This is a genomic window from Streptomyces sp. NPDC001970, assembly GCF_053594115.1.
Genome location: NZ_JBSFDW010000007.1, coordinates 204,347 through 219,944 on the forward strand (window position 1 = coordinate 204,347; position 15,598 = coordinate 219,944).

Consider the following 15,598-nt stretch of genomic DNA (forward strand, 5'->3'; position numbering starts at 1 on the left):
CGGTGGGCCCGGGCTGTCCGTCCTGGATCGCCGCACGGGCGGAAGTCGGCCCGCTGCGGCGTCAGGCCTCCGGGTGCTCGCGCCGCGGGCGTATGACGACCTTCCCGGAGGCCAGGTCTATCTCGCCGTGCCCCGGATCGCCGTCGCCGACGTCCACCCGCGTGAGCTGCAGCCGGTTGCGCTCGTCGTCGGTGTGCTTACGGCCGGGCGCGAAAAGCTCCTCGATCAGATTGAACACAAGCCGCCCACCTCTCACTCCACCTCGAGCCGCAGGATTCGGTCGTCCCCCGCCCCGGGTGTGCCTCTGGTGTCCGTCTCACTGGTGACCAGCCAGACAGCCGAGCCGCCGCCGGCCCCGCCGACCGGCAGGACCGTACGCAGACGGCCGTACTCCCCCTGGAGGAACGCCTGGGGCTCCGCGGAAGGTTCCGCACCGGAGAGCGGGATCCGCCAGAGGCGTTCCCCCCTCAGGCCCGCCATCCATATCGAGCCCTGCGCATAGGCGATGCCGCTCGGCGACGCGTCCTCCGTCCGCCACTGGGCCACCGGGTCCACGAAGCCCGACCTGCCGCGCTTGCCCTCGACCTCCGGCCAGCCGTAGTTCTTGCCGGGCTCGACGAGATTCAGCTCGTCCCAGGTGTCCTGCCCGAATTCGGCCGCCCACAGCCGCTTCTCGGAGTCCCAGGCGAGGCCCTGCACATTGCGGTGCCCGTACGAATACACCACGGAGTCCGCCGAGGGATTGCCGTGCACCGGCTGCCCGTCCGGGGTCATCCGGAGGATCTTGCCGCCCAGCGAATCCTTGTCCTGGGCCAGCCCTCTGTCGCCCGTCTCGCCCGTGCCCGCGTACAGCATCCTGTCCGGGCCGAAAGCGATCCGGCCGCCGTTGTGGACGACCCCCTTCGGGATGCCCCGCAGGATCGTGTCGGGCGCGCCGAGCTGCTGCCCGGCAGGCTTCCTCTCGTCGTACAGCATGCGGGCGATGCGGTTGTCCGACTCCGTCGTGAAGTACGCGTACACCAGACGGTCCGAGGCGAACGACGGGGAGACGGCCAGGCCCATCAGACCGCCCTCACCGGCCGGTGCGACGCCCGGCACCGACCCGATCCCGGTCTTCCTGCCGCTGTCGACGTCGATGCGCGTGATCGTGCCCTCGTCGCGCGAGGACACCAGCAGATCGCCGTCGGGAAGCGCCGCCAGGCCCCATGGCGACTTCAGGTCCTCGGTCAGGGTGGCCGCCACCTTCACCGACCCCTTCGCCGGCGGGGCCTTCGGAGCGGTGCCGCCGGCCGTGGCGGACGAGGAGGCCGGGCTCGAGGGGGCGTCCTGGCGGCCACCCGCCTGATCCGCCGGGCTGTCGGACGAGCACCCGGCGGCGAGCAGCAGGGCGGCAGCGGCCAGCACGGCCGTCACAGCTGGACGTGGCACTGATCTTGTCCCTTCGCCGGGTGATCGGTCTGTGCGATCTCCGTGAGCCGCACGTCTACTGTTCATACACCGCAGCACCGCCCGAGGTTCCCGATCTCCGCCCACGATCCCGAAGACGAGTCAGCGCGCGAAGACGAGTCGGCGCGAAGACGAGCCGGCGACGGCACGACCGGAGGTCAGTCCCAGGATCCCCTGGCCGGCGGCAGTCCCGCGATCTCGGCGACGTCCCGCTCGCTCAGCTCGAGGTCCGCGGCCGCCGCGTTCTCCACGGCCCAGCACTCCCGCTTGGCCCCCGGCACCGGCACCACGTGCGGTCCGTGCCCCAGCACCCACGCCAGCGCCACCTGCGCGGGAGTCGTCGAGGGACCGTGGCGCTCCGCGACCCGCCGGAGCCCTGCCACCAGCGGCTGGTTCGCCGCCATCATCTCCGCCGTGAAGCGGGGATGCCGCGCCCGCGGATCGTCCGGCTCGAAGCCCTCCCCGGGCGTGAGCGTTCCCGTCAGGAAGCCGTTGCCCAGCGGCATCGCCGCGAGGAAACCCACACCGCGCGCCTCGCACCAGGGCAGCAGCTGCGACAGTGCCTCGTGCGACCACACCGACAGCTCCGCCTCCACCGCGCTGACCGGGAAGACCTGTTGCACCTGCTCCAACTGGCGGATCGTTCCCTCGTACAGCCCTCCCGCCGGCCCCCTCGCCGCCGCTCTCGGTGCCGCCGACCCCGGGAACCACAGAGATCCCGCAGGCCCCGCACCCGGCCTCCGCGTCGCCCGCGCACCCACCGCGCAGAACCCGAGCGCACGCACCTTGCCCGCGGACACCAACTCCGCCATCGCGCCCCAGGTCTCCTCCACCGGAACCTCCGGGTCCGCCCGGTGGAGCTGGTAGAGGTCGATCACATCGGTCCCGAGCCGCCGCAGCGACGCGTCGCACGCCCGCCGCACATAAGCCGGCCGTCCATTGGCGACGAGGTGCTGCTCGCCGGCCAGCAGACCGACCTTCGTCGACACGAAGGCGTCGGCGCGCCGCTCCTTCAGGGCCCGGCCGAGCAGCAGCTCGTTGGTGAACGGCCCGTACATGTCGGCCGTGTCGAGCAGATTCACACCGGCGTCGAGCGCCGCGTTCACCGTGCGCAGCGAGCGGTCACCACGCTGTTGTGAGCTGGTGTACGCCCAGCTCATCGGCATACAACCCAGGCCGATCGCGCCCACCTCGAGCGCCGCCGCACCGATTGTCCTGCGCTCCACCTGCTCGTACCCCTCCTTGTGCCGCCCCCAAAACTAACCTCTGGCTTCCGCCGCGCTTCGCATAGCCTCGTGACCATGACTGCAACGGACGTATGGCTCCCCATTCCGGCCGGTGAGATCGAGGGGCTCCCCGCTTCCGCCGACGCGGGGCTCAACTACCGCTACTGGGACGGCGGTCAGGACTATCCCGCCGACCCCGCCGACTGCGCCTTCTACGTTGTCCCGTACATGAGGGGCACGGAGGTCGCTGTGCGACCCATGGCCGCCATGACGTCCGTACAGGTCGTCCAGACCCTCTCGGCCGGTATCGACCATGTGCAGCCCGGCCTCGGCTCGCTGCCCGCGGGTGCGCGCCTGTGCAACGCCAAGGGCGTCCACGAGGCGAGCACGGCCGAGCTGGCCCTCGCGCTGATCCTGGCGTCCCTCCGCGGCATTCCCGGCTTCGTGGAGGGCCAGCAGCGGGAGGAGTGGCGGGCCGGCTTCTATTCGGCACTCGCCGACAAGTCCGTGCTCATTGTCGGATACGGCTCGATCGGCGCGGCCATCGAGGACCGGCTCGTGCCCTTCGAGTGCGCGCGGGTGGCGCGCGTCGCGCGCTCGGCACGCACCACAGAGCGCGGTGAGGTGCACCCACTCGCCGAAGTCCCGGGGCTGCTCCCCGACGCGGACGTGGTGATCCTCTCGACGCCGCTCACCACGGCCACCCACCACCTCGTGGACGCGGGCTTCCTGGCCCGGATGAAGGACGGCGCCCTTCTGGTGAACGTCGCCCGTGGGCCGGTCGTCGACACCAAGGCGCTGCTCACGGAGCTGGAGAGCGGCCGGATCACCGCCGCCCTCGACGTCACCGATCCGGAGCCGCTGCCTGCCGGGCACCCCCTCTGGCACGCTCCGGGCGTGCTGATCAGCCCTCATGCCGGCGGCCCCACCTCGGCGTTCATGCCGCGCGCAAAGCGCCTGCTGGCCGGGCAGCTCACGCGGTTCGCGGCCGGAGAGCCTCTGCGCAACGTGGTCCTCACGACCCGGTAGCGCCCGCTGCGGCGCTTCGGCTGCCTCCGGACGCCCGTGAACCATCAGTGGTGCCGGTCCGTGAACCCCATCGGGGGACACCGCTCTGGACGCCGTCGGCGACTCGTTCTCCACTCAGTGGAGTCGTACGGATGCACCCAGTGCCGACGATGTTTCCAGATCGTCACGGAGAGTAGATAAAGCCTGTCCCTGAGTGACGAGACTGGTGTATCGTCCCGAGTTGGGGGCTGCGTCGTGTACGGACGGCGCTGCGGAGCGACCGGACTTCGAGGGGGGCGACGGGCGATGCACGGCCAATGGACCAACGATCCGACGCGGCGAAGGTGCCGCCCACCCGTCCCGCGCGCGCCGCAGCACACCTCGAAGCGCGCCCCGAAGTGCCGCCTCCGCGGGCGGAGCCGGGTGAAAGCGCTGTCAGGGGCGGCACGGTGAATGCCCAGGGCGCCCTCCTCGCCCGGCTGCCGGTCTCCGAGGGCGGCGGGGGCCTGCTGCCCCAGGTGCTGCTCACCGTCGCCTGCGGGGGCTATGCCGCCGGGGCCGCCGTCGGCTGGGGATCCGAGCAGCTGGCGCTGATCATGGGTGACTTCGGGCTCAGCTTCGCCGCCCTCCTCGCCTCGGTCTCGTGCTTCCTCTTCGCCCGCTCGCGGTCCAGCCGCTTTCGTCCCGCCTGGATGCTGTTCGCGGTCTCCTCCGCCATGGCCGCGTGCGGAAACGCGGTCTGGGGCTGGTACGAGGTGGTCCTCGGGCAGGCGGTACCGAGCCCGTCCCTCGCCGACCTGTTCTTCCTCTGCTTCGCGCCACCGGCGATCGTCGGGCTGCTCGTCCTGGCCAAGCGCCCCGTCACCAGGGCCGGCTGGGTCTGCCTCGCGCTCGATGCGTGGCTGATCGGAGGCTCGTTGCTGACGCTCTCCTGGAGCCTCGCGCTCGCCCACACGGCGCACTTCCAGGGAGAGAGCGTGGCCGAGGCGGCGCTCTCGCTCGCCTATCCGCTGCTGGACATCGTGCTCGTGAGCATGGTGCTCGCGCTGCACTTCCGGCGGTCGAACGCGAACCGGTCGGCGGTCAACACCGCCATCGCGGCCCTCGCCCTGACCGTCTTCTGCGACGCGCTGTTCACCTCGCCGCTGCTGCGGGAGCACTACCGCTCGGGCCAGCTGCTCGACGCCGGCTGGTTCGCGGGCTCGCTCCTCCTCGCGTACGCGCCCTGGGGAGCGCGGCGTACGGAGGCGAGCACCACGCTCCCGCGCGGCCCCCGCCCTGCGAGCCACACGGCCTTCAGCCGTCCCATCGCCGGCTCGCTCGCCGCGCTCACCCCGTATCTGGCGGCCGCGGTCTGCACCCTCGGGATCCTCTACAACGTCATCGAGGACCGCAGGGTCGACCGCGTGGTGGTCCTCACCGGCTGCACGGTCGTGCTCGCCCTGGTCGTCCGGCAGGGCATCATGCTGCTCGACAACATCTCCCTCACCCACGAACTGGCGCAGAAGGAGAACCACTTCCGCTCCCTCGTGCAGGGCTCCAGCGATGTCATCATGATCGCGGCAACGACCGGCGTGCTCCGCTACGTGAGCCCCGCCGCCGCGGGTGTGTACGGGCGCGACGCGAACGAGCTCATCGGCTCCGAGCTGGCCTCGCTCATCCACCCCGAGGACATCGGGCGCGTCGTCCACGAAGTGCGCCGGTTTCTGGCCGCTCCTCCCTCGGAGGAGCCCACGACCCGGATCGAGTGCCGCTTCCGATCAGGCACCGGCCAGTGGCTGAATGTCGAGTCCACGGTCAACCGCCACCAGGGCGGTCTGATCTTCAACAGCCGGGACGTCACCGAACGTGTACGCCTCCAGGCCCAGTTGCAGCACAACGCCGAGCACGACCCGCTCACCGACCTGCCCAACCGCGCGCTGTTCACCGAGCGGGTGCGTCAGGCCCTCGGCGGCCGCCGCGCCGGAGACGCCGGTACGGCCGTGCTCTTCATCGACCTGGACGGCTTCAAGGGAGTGAACGACCGCCTGGGTCACCAGGCCGGCGACGAGCTGTTGATCCAGGCCGCCCGGCGCCTCCAGGAGTCCGTGCGGGCGGGTGACACCGCGGCCCGGCTCGGCGGCGACGAGTTCGCCGCCCTCATCCTCGGTGACGGCAGCCGGGACCCGTCCGGCCGTCAGTACGAGGTGCACGAGATCGCCGACCGGCTGCGTCTCATGCTGTCGCAGCCGTACCGCGTGGAGGGCAACGAAGTGCGGGTCGCCGCGTCCATCGGCGTCGCCTTCGCCGAGCCCGGCATCAGCGCGGGCGACCTCCTGCGCAACGCCGACCTGGCCATGTACCGGGCCAAGGCCGGCGGCAAGGACCGCGTCGAGCTGTACGCGCCCCAGATGCAGGCCGAGGTCGTGCGCCGCGCCGAGCTGGCCACGCGGCTGCGCACAGCCCTCCACGACGGCGAGTTCGCGCTGCTCCACCAGCCGGTGGTGAACCTGGCCACCGGCCGGATCACCTCCGTCGCGGCCCAGGCGCGCTGGCGATCGGCCCAGGGCATCCTCTTCACACCGGCCGAGTTCCTCCGGGTCGCCGCCGAGGACAGCGACCGCACCGCCGAGCTCGGCCGCTGGCAGTTGGAGGAGGCCGTCCAGCAGGCCGCCGAGCGCAGCCGCCTCGGTCACGAGATCCCGGTCTCGATCCGGCTCTCCGCCCGCAGACTGCTGGACCGGTCCGTGCCCCTCGGTTCGATCGAGGCCCTGCTCACCCGCCACGGCCTGCCCTCGGGCGCCCTCGTGATCGAGCTTGCCGACAGCGACCCCCGCATCTCCTTCGACGAGCTGGAGCAACGCCTCGTCGCCCTGCGCCGCCTCGGCGTACGGATCGCCCTGGACGGCTTCGGCAGCGGTTATGCCGCGATCAACGCGCTGCGCCGGCTCCCCGTCGACGTACTGAAACTCGACCGGGGCCTGGTCGAGGGCATCGTGGAGTCCGCCAGGCTGCACAAGATCACCGCGGGGCTGCTGCGGATCGCCTGCGATCTCGGCATGCAGTCCGTGGCGGACGGCGTGGACGTGCCGGAGCAGGTGCTGGCCCTGCGTGCCATGGGGTGCAGCCATGGCCAGGGGGTGGCATTCTCGGGGCCGCTGGACGAGCACAGGCTGCGCCGCGCCCTGGTGCGCGGCGAGTACCCGGTGCCCGGGGGAGCGGCCCTGCCGGTCCTCACCGGGGGCTCCCTGCCGGCACGCCGTTCCGCGCCCACGGGCGCCGAGCTCGTCGGGCGTCCGCCGATCCGCTCAAATAATGAGACGCCCGTCCCACCCGCTTGACAGTGGTAGTGCGCCGGGGGGAGGGTCTGTGCCATGCGCACCCGAATTCTCGTACTTGGAAAGCGCGTCGGCTGAAGCAGAGCCCTCCGGGCTCTGCAGACCGCACCGACGCGCTCCCCTCGCTTGCCTCACGGCACGAGGGGTTTTTTGTTGCACTGGATCTTCCCAAAACCCCGCAAAATCGCCCGCCAGACCCCCGCTGGAACCCCAGCTTCGAGACCCGCACACACCCTCAGCTTCGAGAAGAGAATGCCGATGACCGAGCAGGCCACCGGGGCCCACCATCCGCAGCCGCGGGCCCGAACCGGCGGACAGACCTCCGCCACCGTTGAGCACGTCACGGGCGCGCAGTCCCTCATCCGCTCTCTCGAGGAAGTCGGGGCCGACACCGTGTTCGGTATCCCCGGCGGCGCCATCCTCCCCGCGTACGACCCGCTGATGGACTCGACCAAGGTCCGCCACATCCTGGTCCGCCACGAGCAGGGCGCGGGCCACGCCGCCACCGGCTATGCGCAGGCCACAGGCAAGGTCGGCGTGTGCATGGCCACCTCGGGGCCGGGCGCCACCAACCTGGTCACGCCGATCGCCGACGCCCACATGGACTCCGTCCCGCTCGTCGCGATCACCGGCCAGGTGGCCAGCAGGGCCATCGGCACGGACGCCTTCCAGGAGGCGGACATCTGCGGCATCACGATGCCGATCACCAAGCACAACTTCCTGGTCACCAAAGCCGAGGACATCCCGAAGACGATCGCCGAGGCCTTTCACATCGCCTCGACCGGCCGCCCGGGACCGGTCCTCGTCGACATCGCCAAGGACGCCCTGCAGGCGCAGACCACGTTCAACTGGCCGCCGCAGACCGACCTCCCCGGCTACCGGCCGGTCACCAAGCCGCACGCCAAGCAGATCCGTGAGGCGGCGAAGCTGATCATCCAGGCCAAGCGCCCGGTCCTGTACGTCGGCGGCGGCGTCCTCAAGGCCGGCGCCACCGCCGAGCTCAAGGTCCTCGCGGAGCTCACCAACGCCCCCGTCACCACCACCCTGATGGCGCTGGGCGCGTTCCCCGACAGCCACCCGCTGCACGTGGGAATGCCGGGCATGCACGGTTCGGTCACCGCCGTCACCGCGCTGCAGAAGGCCGACCTGATCGTCGCCCTCGGCGCCCGGTTCGACGACCGCGTCACCGGAAAGCTGGACAGCTTCGCCCCGTACGCCAAGATCGTCCATGCCGACATCGACCCGGCCGAGATCGGCAAGAACCGGGCCGCGGACGTCCCGATCGTCGGTGACGCCCGCGAGGTCATCGCCGACCTGGTCCAGGCCGTTCAGGCCGAGCACACCGAGGGCAACACCGGCGACTACACCGCCTGGTGGAACGATCTCAACCGCTGGCGCGAGACCTACCCGCTCGGCTACGAGACGCCGGACGACGGCAGCCTCGCCCCGCAGCAGGTCATCCAGCGCATCGGCCGGCTGGCCCCGGAGGGCACGATCTTCGCGGCCGGCGTCGGCCAGCACCAGATGTGGGCGGCCCACTTCATCGACTACGAGAGGCCGGCCACCTGGCTGAACTCCGGCGGGGCGGGCACCATGGGCTACGCCGTCCCGGCCGCGATGGGCGCCAAGGCCGGTATGCCGGACCGCGCCGTCTGGGCGATCGACGGCGACGGCTGCTTCCAGATGACCAACCAGGAACTGGTCACCTGTGCGCTGAACGACATCCCGATCAAGGTCGCGATCATCAACAACGGCGCCCTCGGCATGGTCCGCCAGTGGCAGACCCTCTTCTACAACGAGCGCTACTCGAGCACCGTCCTGCACGCCGACGACACCGGCCACCACACCGCAGGCTCCCAGGTCGGCGCGAGCCAGGCGCCCCGCAAGGGCACCCGCGTCCCGGACTTCGTCAAGCTGTCCGAGGCCATGGGCTGTGTGGCCCTGCGCTGCGAGGACCCGGCCGATCTGGACAAGGTCATCGCCGAGGCCAACGCGATCAACGACCGCCCCGTCGTGATCGACTTCATCGTCCACGAGGACGCCATGGTGTGGCCGATGGTCGCCGCCGGAACCTCCAACGACGAGGTCATGGCCGCGCGCGGCGTCCGCCCCGACTTCGGCGACAACGAAGACGACTGAGCGAGCAGAGAGAGACACAACGACCATGTCCAAGCACACGCTCTCCGTCCTGGTGGAGAACACCCCGGGCATCCTGGCCAGGATCGCCGCCCTGTTCTCCCGTCGCGGCTTCAACATCGACTCGCTGGCCGTCGGCGTCACCGAGCACCCCGACATCTCCCGCATCACGATCGTGGTCAATGTCGAGGACCTGCCGCTCGAGCAGGTGACCAAGCAGCTCAACAAGCTGGTCAACGTGCTGAAGATCGTCGAGCTGGAGCCCAGCGCCGCGATCCAGCGCGAGCTCGTCCTGGTGAAGGTCCGCGCCGACAACGAGACCCGCTCCCAGATCGTCGAGATCGTCCAGCTCTTCCGCGCCAAGACCGTGGACGTCGCGCCCGAGGCCGTCACCATCGAGGCAACCGGATCGAGTGACAAGCTCGACGCCATGCTGAAGATGCTGGAGCAGTTCGGCATCAAGGAGTTGGTCCAGTCCGGCACGATCGCCATAGGACGGGGTGCGCGGTCCATCACGGACCGCAGCCTGCGGGCCCTCGACCGCAGCGCGTAACAGACGCCGGCGGCAGCGCCCCGTCCGGCCCCGCCCGGATACCGAGACCCTCGAACCCCCTCGTCCCTCCCCGCCGTACGGTGGGACGCAAAGCCAGCAAGACCAGTCAACAAGGAGAAACCCAGTGGCCGAGCTGTTCTACGACGACGACGCCGACCTGTCCATCATCCAGGGCCGCAAGGTCGCGGTCATCGGTTACGGCAGCCAGGGCCACGCCCACGCGCTGTCGCTCCGTGACTCCGGTGTGGACGTCCGCGTCGGTCTGCACGAGGGGTCCAAGTCCAAGGCCAAGGCCGAGGAGCAGGGCCTGCGCGTGGTGACGCCGTCGGAGGCTGCCGCCGAGGCCGACGTCATCATGATCCTCATCCCGGACCCGATCCAGGCCCAGGTGTACGAGGAGTCCATCAAGGACAACCTGAAGGACGGCGACGCGCTGTTCTTCGCCCACGGCTTCAACATCCGCTTCGGCTTCATCAAGCCCCCGGCCGGTGTGGACGTCGCCCTGGTCGCCCCGAAGGGCCCGGGCCACCTGGTGCGCCGCCAGTACGAGGAGGGCCGCGGCGTTCCGGCGATCGCCGCCGTCGAGCAGGACGCGACCGGAGGCGCTTTCGCCCTCGCCCTCTCCTACGCCAAGGCCATCGGCGGCACCCGCGCCGGTGTCATCAAGACGACCTTCACCGAAGAGACGGAGACCGACCTCTTCGGCGAGCAGGCCGTCCTCTGCGGCGGTGCCTCGGCGCTGGTCAAGGCGGGCTTCGAGACCCTGGTCGAGGCCGGCTACCAGCCGGAGATCGCGTACTTCGAGTGCCTCCACGAGCTGAAGCTGATCGTGGACCTCATGTACGAGGGCGGCCTGGGGAAGATGCGCTGGTCGGTCTCCGAGACCGCCGAGTGGGGCGACTACGTCACCGGCCCGCGCATCATCACGGACCAGACCAAGGCCGAGATGAAGAAGGTCCTCGCCGAGATCCAGGACGGCACGTTCGCCAAGAACTGGATGGACGAGTACCACGGCGGCCTGAAGAAGTACAACGAGTACAAGACGCAGGACGAGAACCACCTGCTCGAGACCACCGGCAAGGAGCTCCGCAAGCTCATGAGCTGGGTCGACAACGAGGAGGCGTAAGCCTCTGCGCGGCGGGTCCTCCGGGGCCCGCCGCTTCCCGTTGGACATGCAGTCCAACCACGGACGGGTGATCCTTCCGTCAAGGCGGAAAACCAGCCCTCCGACACCACTAGAGTGGTCAACAAACGCGTCAGGTCAGGCCCACAGCGTCGTGCGTCTTCCACGCGGCTAGCCCCCTCCACCGCCAGCGGCCGTCGGGACGGCCGTCCGCATTGGACCAGTGAGGACTCACGTGAGCACTGCGCCCCGTAAACCCGTTGTACTCATTGCCGAAGAGCTGTCGCCCGCGACGGTGGACGCGCTCGGTCCGGACTTCGAGATCCGGCACTGCAACGGCGCGGACCGCGCCGAGCTGATCCCTGCCATCACCGATGTGGACGCGATCCTCGTCCGCTCCGCCACCAAGGTCGACGCCGAGGCCATCGCCGCCGCGAGCAAGCTGAAGGTCATCGCCCGCGCCGGTGTCGGTCTGGACAACGTGGACGTCTCCGCCGCCACCAAGGCCGGCGTGATGGTCGTCAACGCCCCGACGTCCAACATCGTGACCGCCGCCGAGCTCGCCTGCGGGCTGATCGTCGCCACCGCGCGCAACATCCCCCAGGCCAACACCGCACTGAAGAACGGCGAGTGGAAGCGCTCCAAGTACACGGGTGTGGAGCTCAGCGAGAAGATCCTCGGCGTCGTCGGCCTCGGCCGTATCGGTGTGCTGGTCGCCCAGCGGATGTCCGCCTTCGGCATGAAGATCGTTGCGTACGACCCGTACGTACAGCCTGCGCGTGCCGCGCAGATGGGCGTCAAGCTCCTCTCCCTCGACGAGCTCCTCGAGGTCTCGGACTTCATCACCGTCCACCTCCCCAAGACCCCCGAGACGCTCGGTCTGATCGGCGACGAGGCGCTGCGCAAGGTCAAGCCGACCGTCCGCATCGTCAACGCCGCGCGCGGCGGGATCGTCGACGAGGAGGCGCTGTACTCGGCGCTCAAGGAGGGCCGGGTCGCGGGCGCGGGCCTCGATGTGTACGCCAAGGAGCCGTGCACGGACTCCTCGCTGTTCCAGTTCGACCAGGTCGTCTGCACCCCGCATCTCGGTGCCTCCACGGACGAGGCGCAGGAGAAGGCCGGTATCTCGGTCGCCAAGTCGGTGCGCCTCGCGCTCGCCGGTGAGCTGGTGCCGGACGCGGTCAACGTCCAGGGCGGTGTCATCGCCGAGGACGTCCGCCCGGGTCTGCCGCTCGCCGAGAAGCTCGGCCGGATCTTCACCGCGCTGGCGGGCGAGGTCGCGGTCCGTCTCGATGTCGAGGTGTACGGCGAGATCACGCAGCACGACGTCAAGGTGCTCGAACTGTCCGCGCTGAAGGGCGTGTTCGAGGACGTGGTCGACGAGACCGTGTCGTACGTGAACGCGCCGCTGTTCGCGCAGGAGCGCGGCGTCGAGGTCCGCCTCACCACCAGCTCGGAGTCCCCGGACCACCGCAACGTGGTGACCGTGCGCGGCACGCTCGCCGACGGCGAGGACGTCGCGGTCTCCGGCACGCTGGCCGGACCCAAGCACCTCCAGAAGATCGTCGCGGTCGGGGACTACGACGTGGACCTGGCGCTGGCCGACCACATGGTCGTGCTGCGCTACGAGGACCGTCCGGGTGTCGTCGGCACGGTCGGCCGGATCCTCGGCGAGGCCGGGCTGAACATCGCGGGCATGCAGGTCTCGCGCCAGTCGGAGGGCGGCGAGGCGCTGGTCGTGCTGACCGTGGACGACACCGTGCCGCAGTCCGTGCTGAACGAGATCGCCGAGGAGATCGGCGCGGCGTCGGCCCGTTCGGTGAACCTGGTCCACTGATCCGCCGGGTCTTCGCGGCCTTCGATCCCCGTGCCCGGCCGCTAGACGCTCGTGTAAAACGAGCGTCTAGCGGCCGGGTACGCTGCTTTCATGGGACACCGCGAAGAGCTGCTCGAAGGCGCCAAGCTCTGCCTGTTGGAGAAGGGCTACGGCCGGACGACCGCCCGGGACATCGTTGCCGCGTCCGGCACCAATCTGGCCTCCATCGGCTACCACTACGGCTCCAAGGACGCCCTGCTCCATCAGGCGTTCCTGGCACTCACCGAGGAGTGGGGCGAGGCGGTAGGGCCCGCGCGGACCGAGAACGCGGGCAGTGCGTCGGCTGACCCGTACGCCCGGTTCGAGGACCTCTGGGAGAAGGTCATCGAGGCCTTCGAGGAGAGCCGCAAGGTCTGGAAGCTCCAGCTGGAGGTCGTCACCCGGCTCGACGAGGACGAGGTGCTCCGCGACGCGATCAGGGAGCCTCAGCGGGAGGGCCGGCTCGGCATGGCAGAGGCCTTCCTCGGCATCGACCCGGAGGCCGACCCCGAGAAAGCCCGTGCGGCGGGGCTGCTCGTCCAGGCGCTGGTGGCGGGCGTGATGATCCAGTGGATGGTGGACCCGGAGACGGCGCCGTCCGCGAGGGACCTCACCGAGGGACTCCGGGTGATCATGGGCGAGAAGGGCTGACCCGCGCCGCGGCCGCCCTGTGAAGCGTCTTGGCCCGGGTGCGCTGCCCGGGTGCGGCGCCCGGGTGCGCTGTCCGGGTGCGGCGCCCGGGTGAGGCGCGGCCTGAAGACATGTCGCGCTGATGCCATGTCGCGCTCATGCTGCCGGTGGTCACCGGGATGGCCTCGCGGTGAATCGGGTCACGGAGTGATGCCGGCGAGCATCCGAAGGGACCTCGTCCCGCCGACGACTTCCGGGAGTTGGCGACGCACGGAAAGGCGCTCGGGGTCCGGGCCGCCGTCGGCGCCGGGACCCGCCGGCGCCGCAGGTAGCCTGCGCGGGCCTCCCGCGCATCAGGACACATGCCCCGGTGCACGCCGCACGATCGAAAGTCGATACAAGATGACGCTCGGCCCCTGTCCTCCGGCGGCGGCCCCGGTTCCCTCCCGTCAGTGGGACGCGTCCCGGCCACCCTCCCCGGTTCCCCGGCGAGCCTCATGCGGCGCTGTGCCGCCGCCGTCGACCTGACCGTCGCCGTCCTGGTGATCCTCATGCCGCTCGTCGGGCTCGACCGGACACTCGGAGGGCTCGACGCCCCCGACGGCGACGCACACACGATCTGGCGCACCGCCGCAGCCGGGTGGGTGCTCGCCTTCTTCCTCCTCCACTCGCCGCTGAGTGCCTCGCGCCGGGGAGGCACCGTAGGCAAACGTGCGCTCGGCCCGGAGGCGGTGCGCCCCGGTGACGGAGGACGTCTCGGGTGCGGCTCGGCGCCGATCCGGCACCTCACCAACCTCGTCGTCACCGGCATCCTCGTGCTCTGTGCCGTCAGCGTGTCACTGATCACCCGCGGGGCGAACGCCGGCGGCATCCAGGACGAGGTGGTCCGCAGCGCGGTGATCCGCCGACGCTCCTAGAGCCGGGCGGCCTTGAGGGCCATGTGGAGCAGGAGCCGGTCCTCGCCCACGTCCAGGTCGAGTCCTGTCAGCTGCTCGACCCGCGAGAGGCGGTAGTAGAGCGTCTGCCGGTGGATCCCCAGGGTGGAGGCCGCGCGGCCCGCCTGGCCCGCGCAGTCCAGGAACACCTCCGCCGTACGGGCCAGTTCGGCGTGCGCCGGGGTGAGGAGTGGGACGACCGCGGGGTCGGGGGAGGGGGCCTGCGGGAGTGCGGTCAGCAGCCGGTACGGGCCGATCGAGGCCCAGTCGGCCACCGGGCCGAGCCGCGGCTGGGCGGTGGCGGCGCGTGCGGCGGAGGCGGCCTCGCGCCAGGAGGTGTTGAGATCGCCGACGCCCCGGCGGGGAAGCGCGACGCCCGCGACGGCGCCGCCGCCGACGGTGCCGCTCAGCCGGTTCGCCGCGGTGACGACGGGCGCGAGCACATCGGAGGCCCTCAGCCGCACCAGCGCGGCGAGTGCATGGCCGCCGTCCGGAACCGGCTGAGCCGCGGCGGCATCGCTCCCGGCCCCGTTCTGCCCTGGGGCCGGCCCCGGCACCGCCGGGACCCGCCGGGCCGCGGTGGCCCACTGGACCGTGCACAGCGCCGACGCCCCCGGGACCGTACGCGCCGAAGGCGCGTCCTCCGACGGCCACGGAGCCACGCACACCACCGCGTGCAGCCCGTCCGCGGTCGGGCCGAGGGCCGACCGGAGGGCGGCGACCGCCATGTCGTACTGCCAGCCGCGTTCGGCCGTGAGCACCGCGCGGAACTCCCGCGAGAGGTCGGTGCCCGCCCGCTCCTCGTCCGCGAGGAGCCCGCCGATCCGCTCGGTCACCTCCATGGCCGCGGCCAGCCGGGCGGGCGTGGGACCCGGCTCGGCGTCGAGGAGCCAGACGTATCCGAGGACGATCCCGCGATGGCGGACCGGCAGACAGATCCGGTCGCGGAAGACCCCGGCCTCCGGGGCGGCCGGGATCCGTACGGGGCCGGTCGCGCGGGCGATGCCGAAGTCCTCGAACCAGGCGCGTACCGCCGGAGTGGACTTCCTGGTCAGGATCGAGCGCGTACGGACCGGGTCCATGGCGCTGTCGTCGTCGCTGTCGTGCGCGCCGAAGGCGATCAGTTCGAAGTCCCGGTTCTCGAGGGTCGCGGGGGCGCCCAGCAGCCCCGAGATCTCGTCCACCAGTTCCTGGTAATCGCCCTTCACCCGGACATTCTCGCACCGCTCGGGTGCCTCTTCAGACAGATGTCTGAAGAGCTGGGCCCGGATGCGTGACAGCTGTCGATGGCCGAGCATCGGAGCGATATTTAGGTTTCACGGTGGTTCTCCGTGCCGTACGGGATTCGTTGCGCTCTGTTCCGCTTCGA

At 70.8% G+C, this 15,598-nt stretch carries 12 protein-coding genes; 8 read left to right on the plus strand and 4 right to left on the minus strand.

Features of this window, described 5'->3' with window-relative positions:
- Window positions 1-61 precede the first annotated feature (61 nt).
- The 3 genes from ACWCP0_RS12030 to ACWCP0_RS12040 form a co-directional block, all read right to left on the minus strand.
- Window positions 62-238: a DUF6191 domain-containing protein gene (locus tag ACWCP0_RS12030; protein ID WP_451078706.1), complete on the minus strand. Its 177-nt coding sequence runs from the start codon at window positions 236-238 to the stop codon at window positions 62-64.
- Between the two features lie 14 nt (window positions 239-252).
- Complete coding sequence (locus ACWCP0_RS12035) at window positions 253-1,413, minus strand: PQQ-dependent sugar dehydrogenase (protein ID WP_451078768.1); 1,161 nt, start codon at window positions 1,411-1,413, stop codon at window positions 253-255.
- Window positions 1,414-1,604: 191 nt separating this feature from the next.
- Complete coding sequence (locus ACWCP0_RS12040) at window positions 1,605-2,672, minus strand: aldo/keto reductase (protein WP_451078707.1); 1,068 nt, start codon at window positions 2,670-2,672, stop codon at window positions 1,605-1,607.
- Between the two features lie 75 nt (window positions 2,673-2,747).
- Here ACWCP0_RS12040 and ACWCP0_RS12045 point away from each other — a divergent pair, with 75 nt between their 5' ends.
- The 8 genes from ACWCP0_RS12045 to ACWCP0_RS12080 all read left to right on the plus strand — a co-directional run bounded on the left by ACWCP0_RS12045 (window position 2,748) and on the right by ACWCP0_RS12080 (window position 14,211).
- Entirely contained in the window at window positions 2,748-3,701 is a 954-nt protein-coding gene (locus ACWCP0_RS12045) for a 2-hydroxyacid dehydrogenase (RefSeq protein ID WP_451078708.1), read from the plus strand.
- 428 nt (window positions 3,702-4,129) lie between these two features.
- Entirely contained in the window at window positions 4,130-7,000 is a 2,871-nt protein-coding gene (locus tag ACWCP0_RS12050; protein WP_451078769.1) for a putative bifunctional diguanylate cyclase/phosphodiesterase, read from the plus strand.
- A 249-nt stretch (window positions 7,001-7,249) separates the two neighbouring features.
- On the plus strand, window positions 7,250-9,136 hold the full coding sequence (locus tag ACWCP0_RS12055; RefSeq protein WP_451078709.1) for an acetolactate synthase large subunit: 1,887 nt from the start codon (window positions 7,250-7,252) through the stop codon (window positions 9,134-9,136).
- Window positions 9,137-9,161: 25 nt separating this feature from the next.
- Window positions 9,162-9,686 (plus strand): acetolactate synthase small subunit, encoded by a 525-nt coding sequence (gene ilvN, locus ACWCP0_RS12060; protein WP_451078710.1) that lies wholly within the window; start codon window positions 9,162-9,164, stop codon window positions 9,684-9,686.
- Window positions 9,687-9,810: 124 nt separating this feature from the next.
- Window positions 9,811-10,812 (plus strand): ketol-acid reductoisomerase, encoded by a 1,002-nt coding sequence (ilvC, locus tag ACWCP0_RS12065; RefSeq protein ID WP_451078711.1) that lies wholly within the window; start codon window positions 9,811-9,813, stop codon window positions 10,810-10,812.
- A 232-nt stretch (window positions 10,813-11,044) separates the two neighbouring features.
- Window positions 11,045-12,646 (plus strand): phosphoglycerate dehydrogenase, encoded by a 1,602-nt coding sequence (serA, locus tag ACWCP0_RS12070; protein ID WP_451078712.1) that lies wholly within the window; start codon window positions 11,045-11,047, stop codon window positions 12,644-12,646.
- 90 nt (window positions 12,647-12,736) lie between these two features.
- Complete coding sequence (locus ACWCP0_RS12075; protein ID WP_451078713.1) at window positions 12,737-13,315, plus strand: TetR/AcrR family transcriptional regulator; 579 nt, start codon at window positions 12,737-12,739, stop codon at window positions 13,313-13,315.
- Between the two features lie 431 nt (window positions 13,316-13,746).
- Window positions 13,747-14,211 (plus strand): RDD family protein, encoded by a 465-nt coding sequence (locus ACWCP0_RS12080; RefSeq protein WP_451078714.1) that lies wholly within the window; start codon window positions 13,747-13,749, stop codon window positions 14,209-14,211.
- Here ACWCP0_RS12080 and ACWCP0_RS12085 read toward each other — a convergent pair.
- Entirely contained in the window at window positions 14,208-15,437 is a 1,230-nt protein-coding gene (locus tag ACWCP0_RS12085; protein ID WP_451078715.1) for a PucR family transcriptional regulator, read from the minus strand. The genes ACWCP0_RS12080 and ACWCP0_RS12085 overlap by 4 nt on opposite strands.
- Window positions 15,438-15,598: the final 161 nt, after the last annotated feature.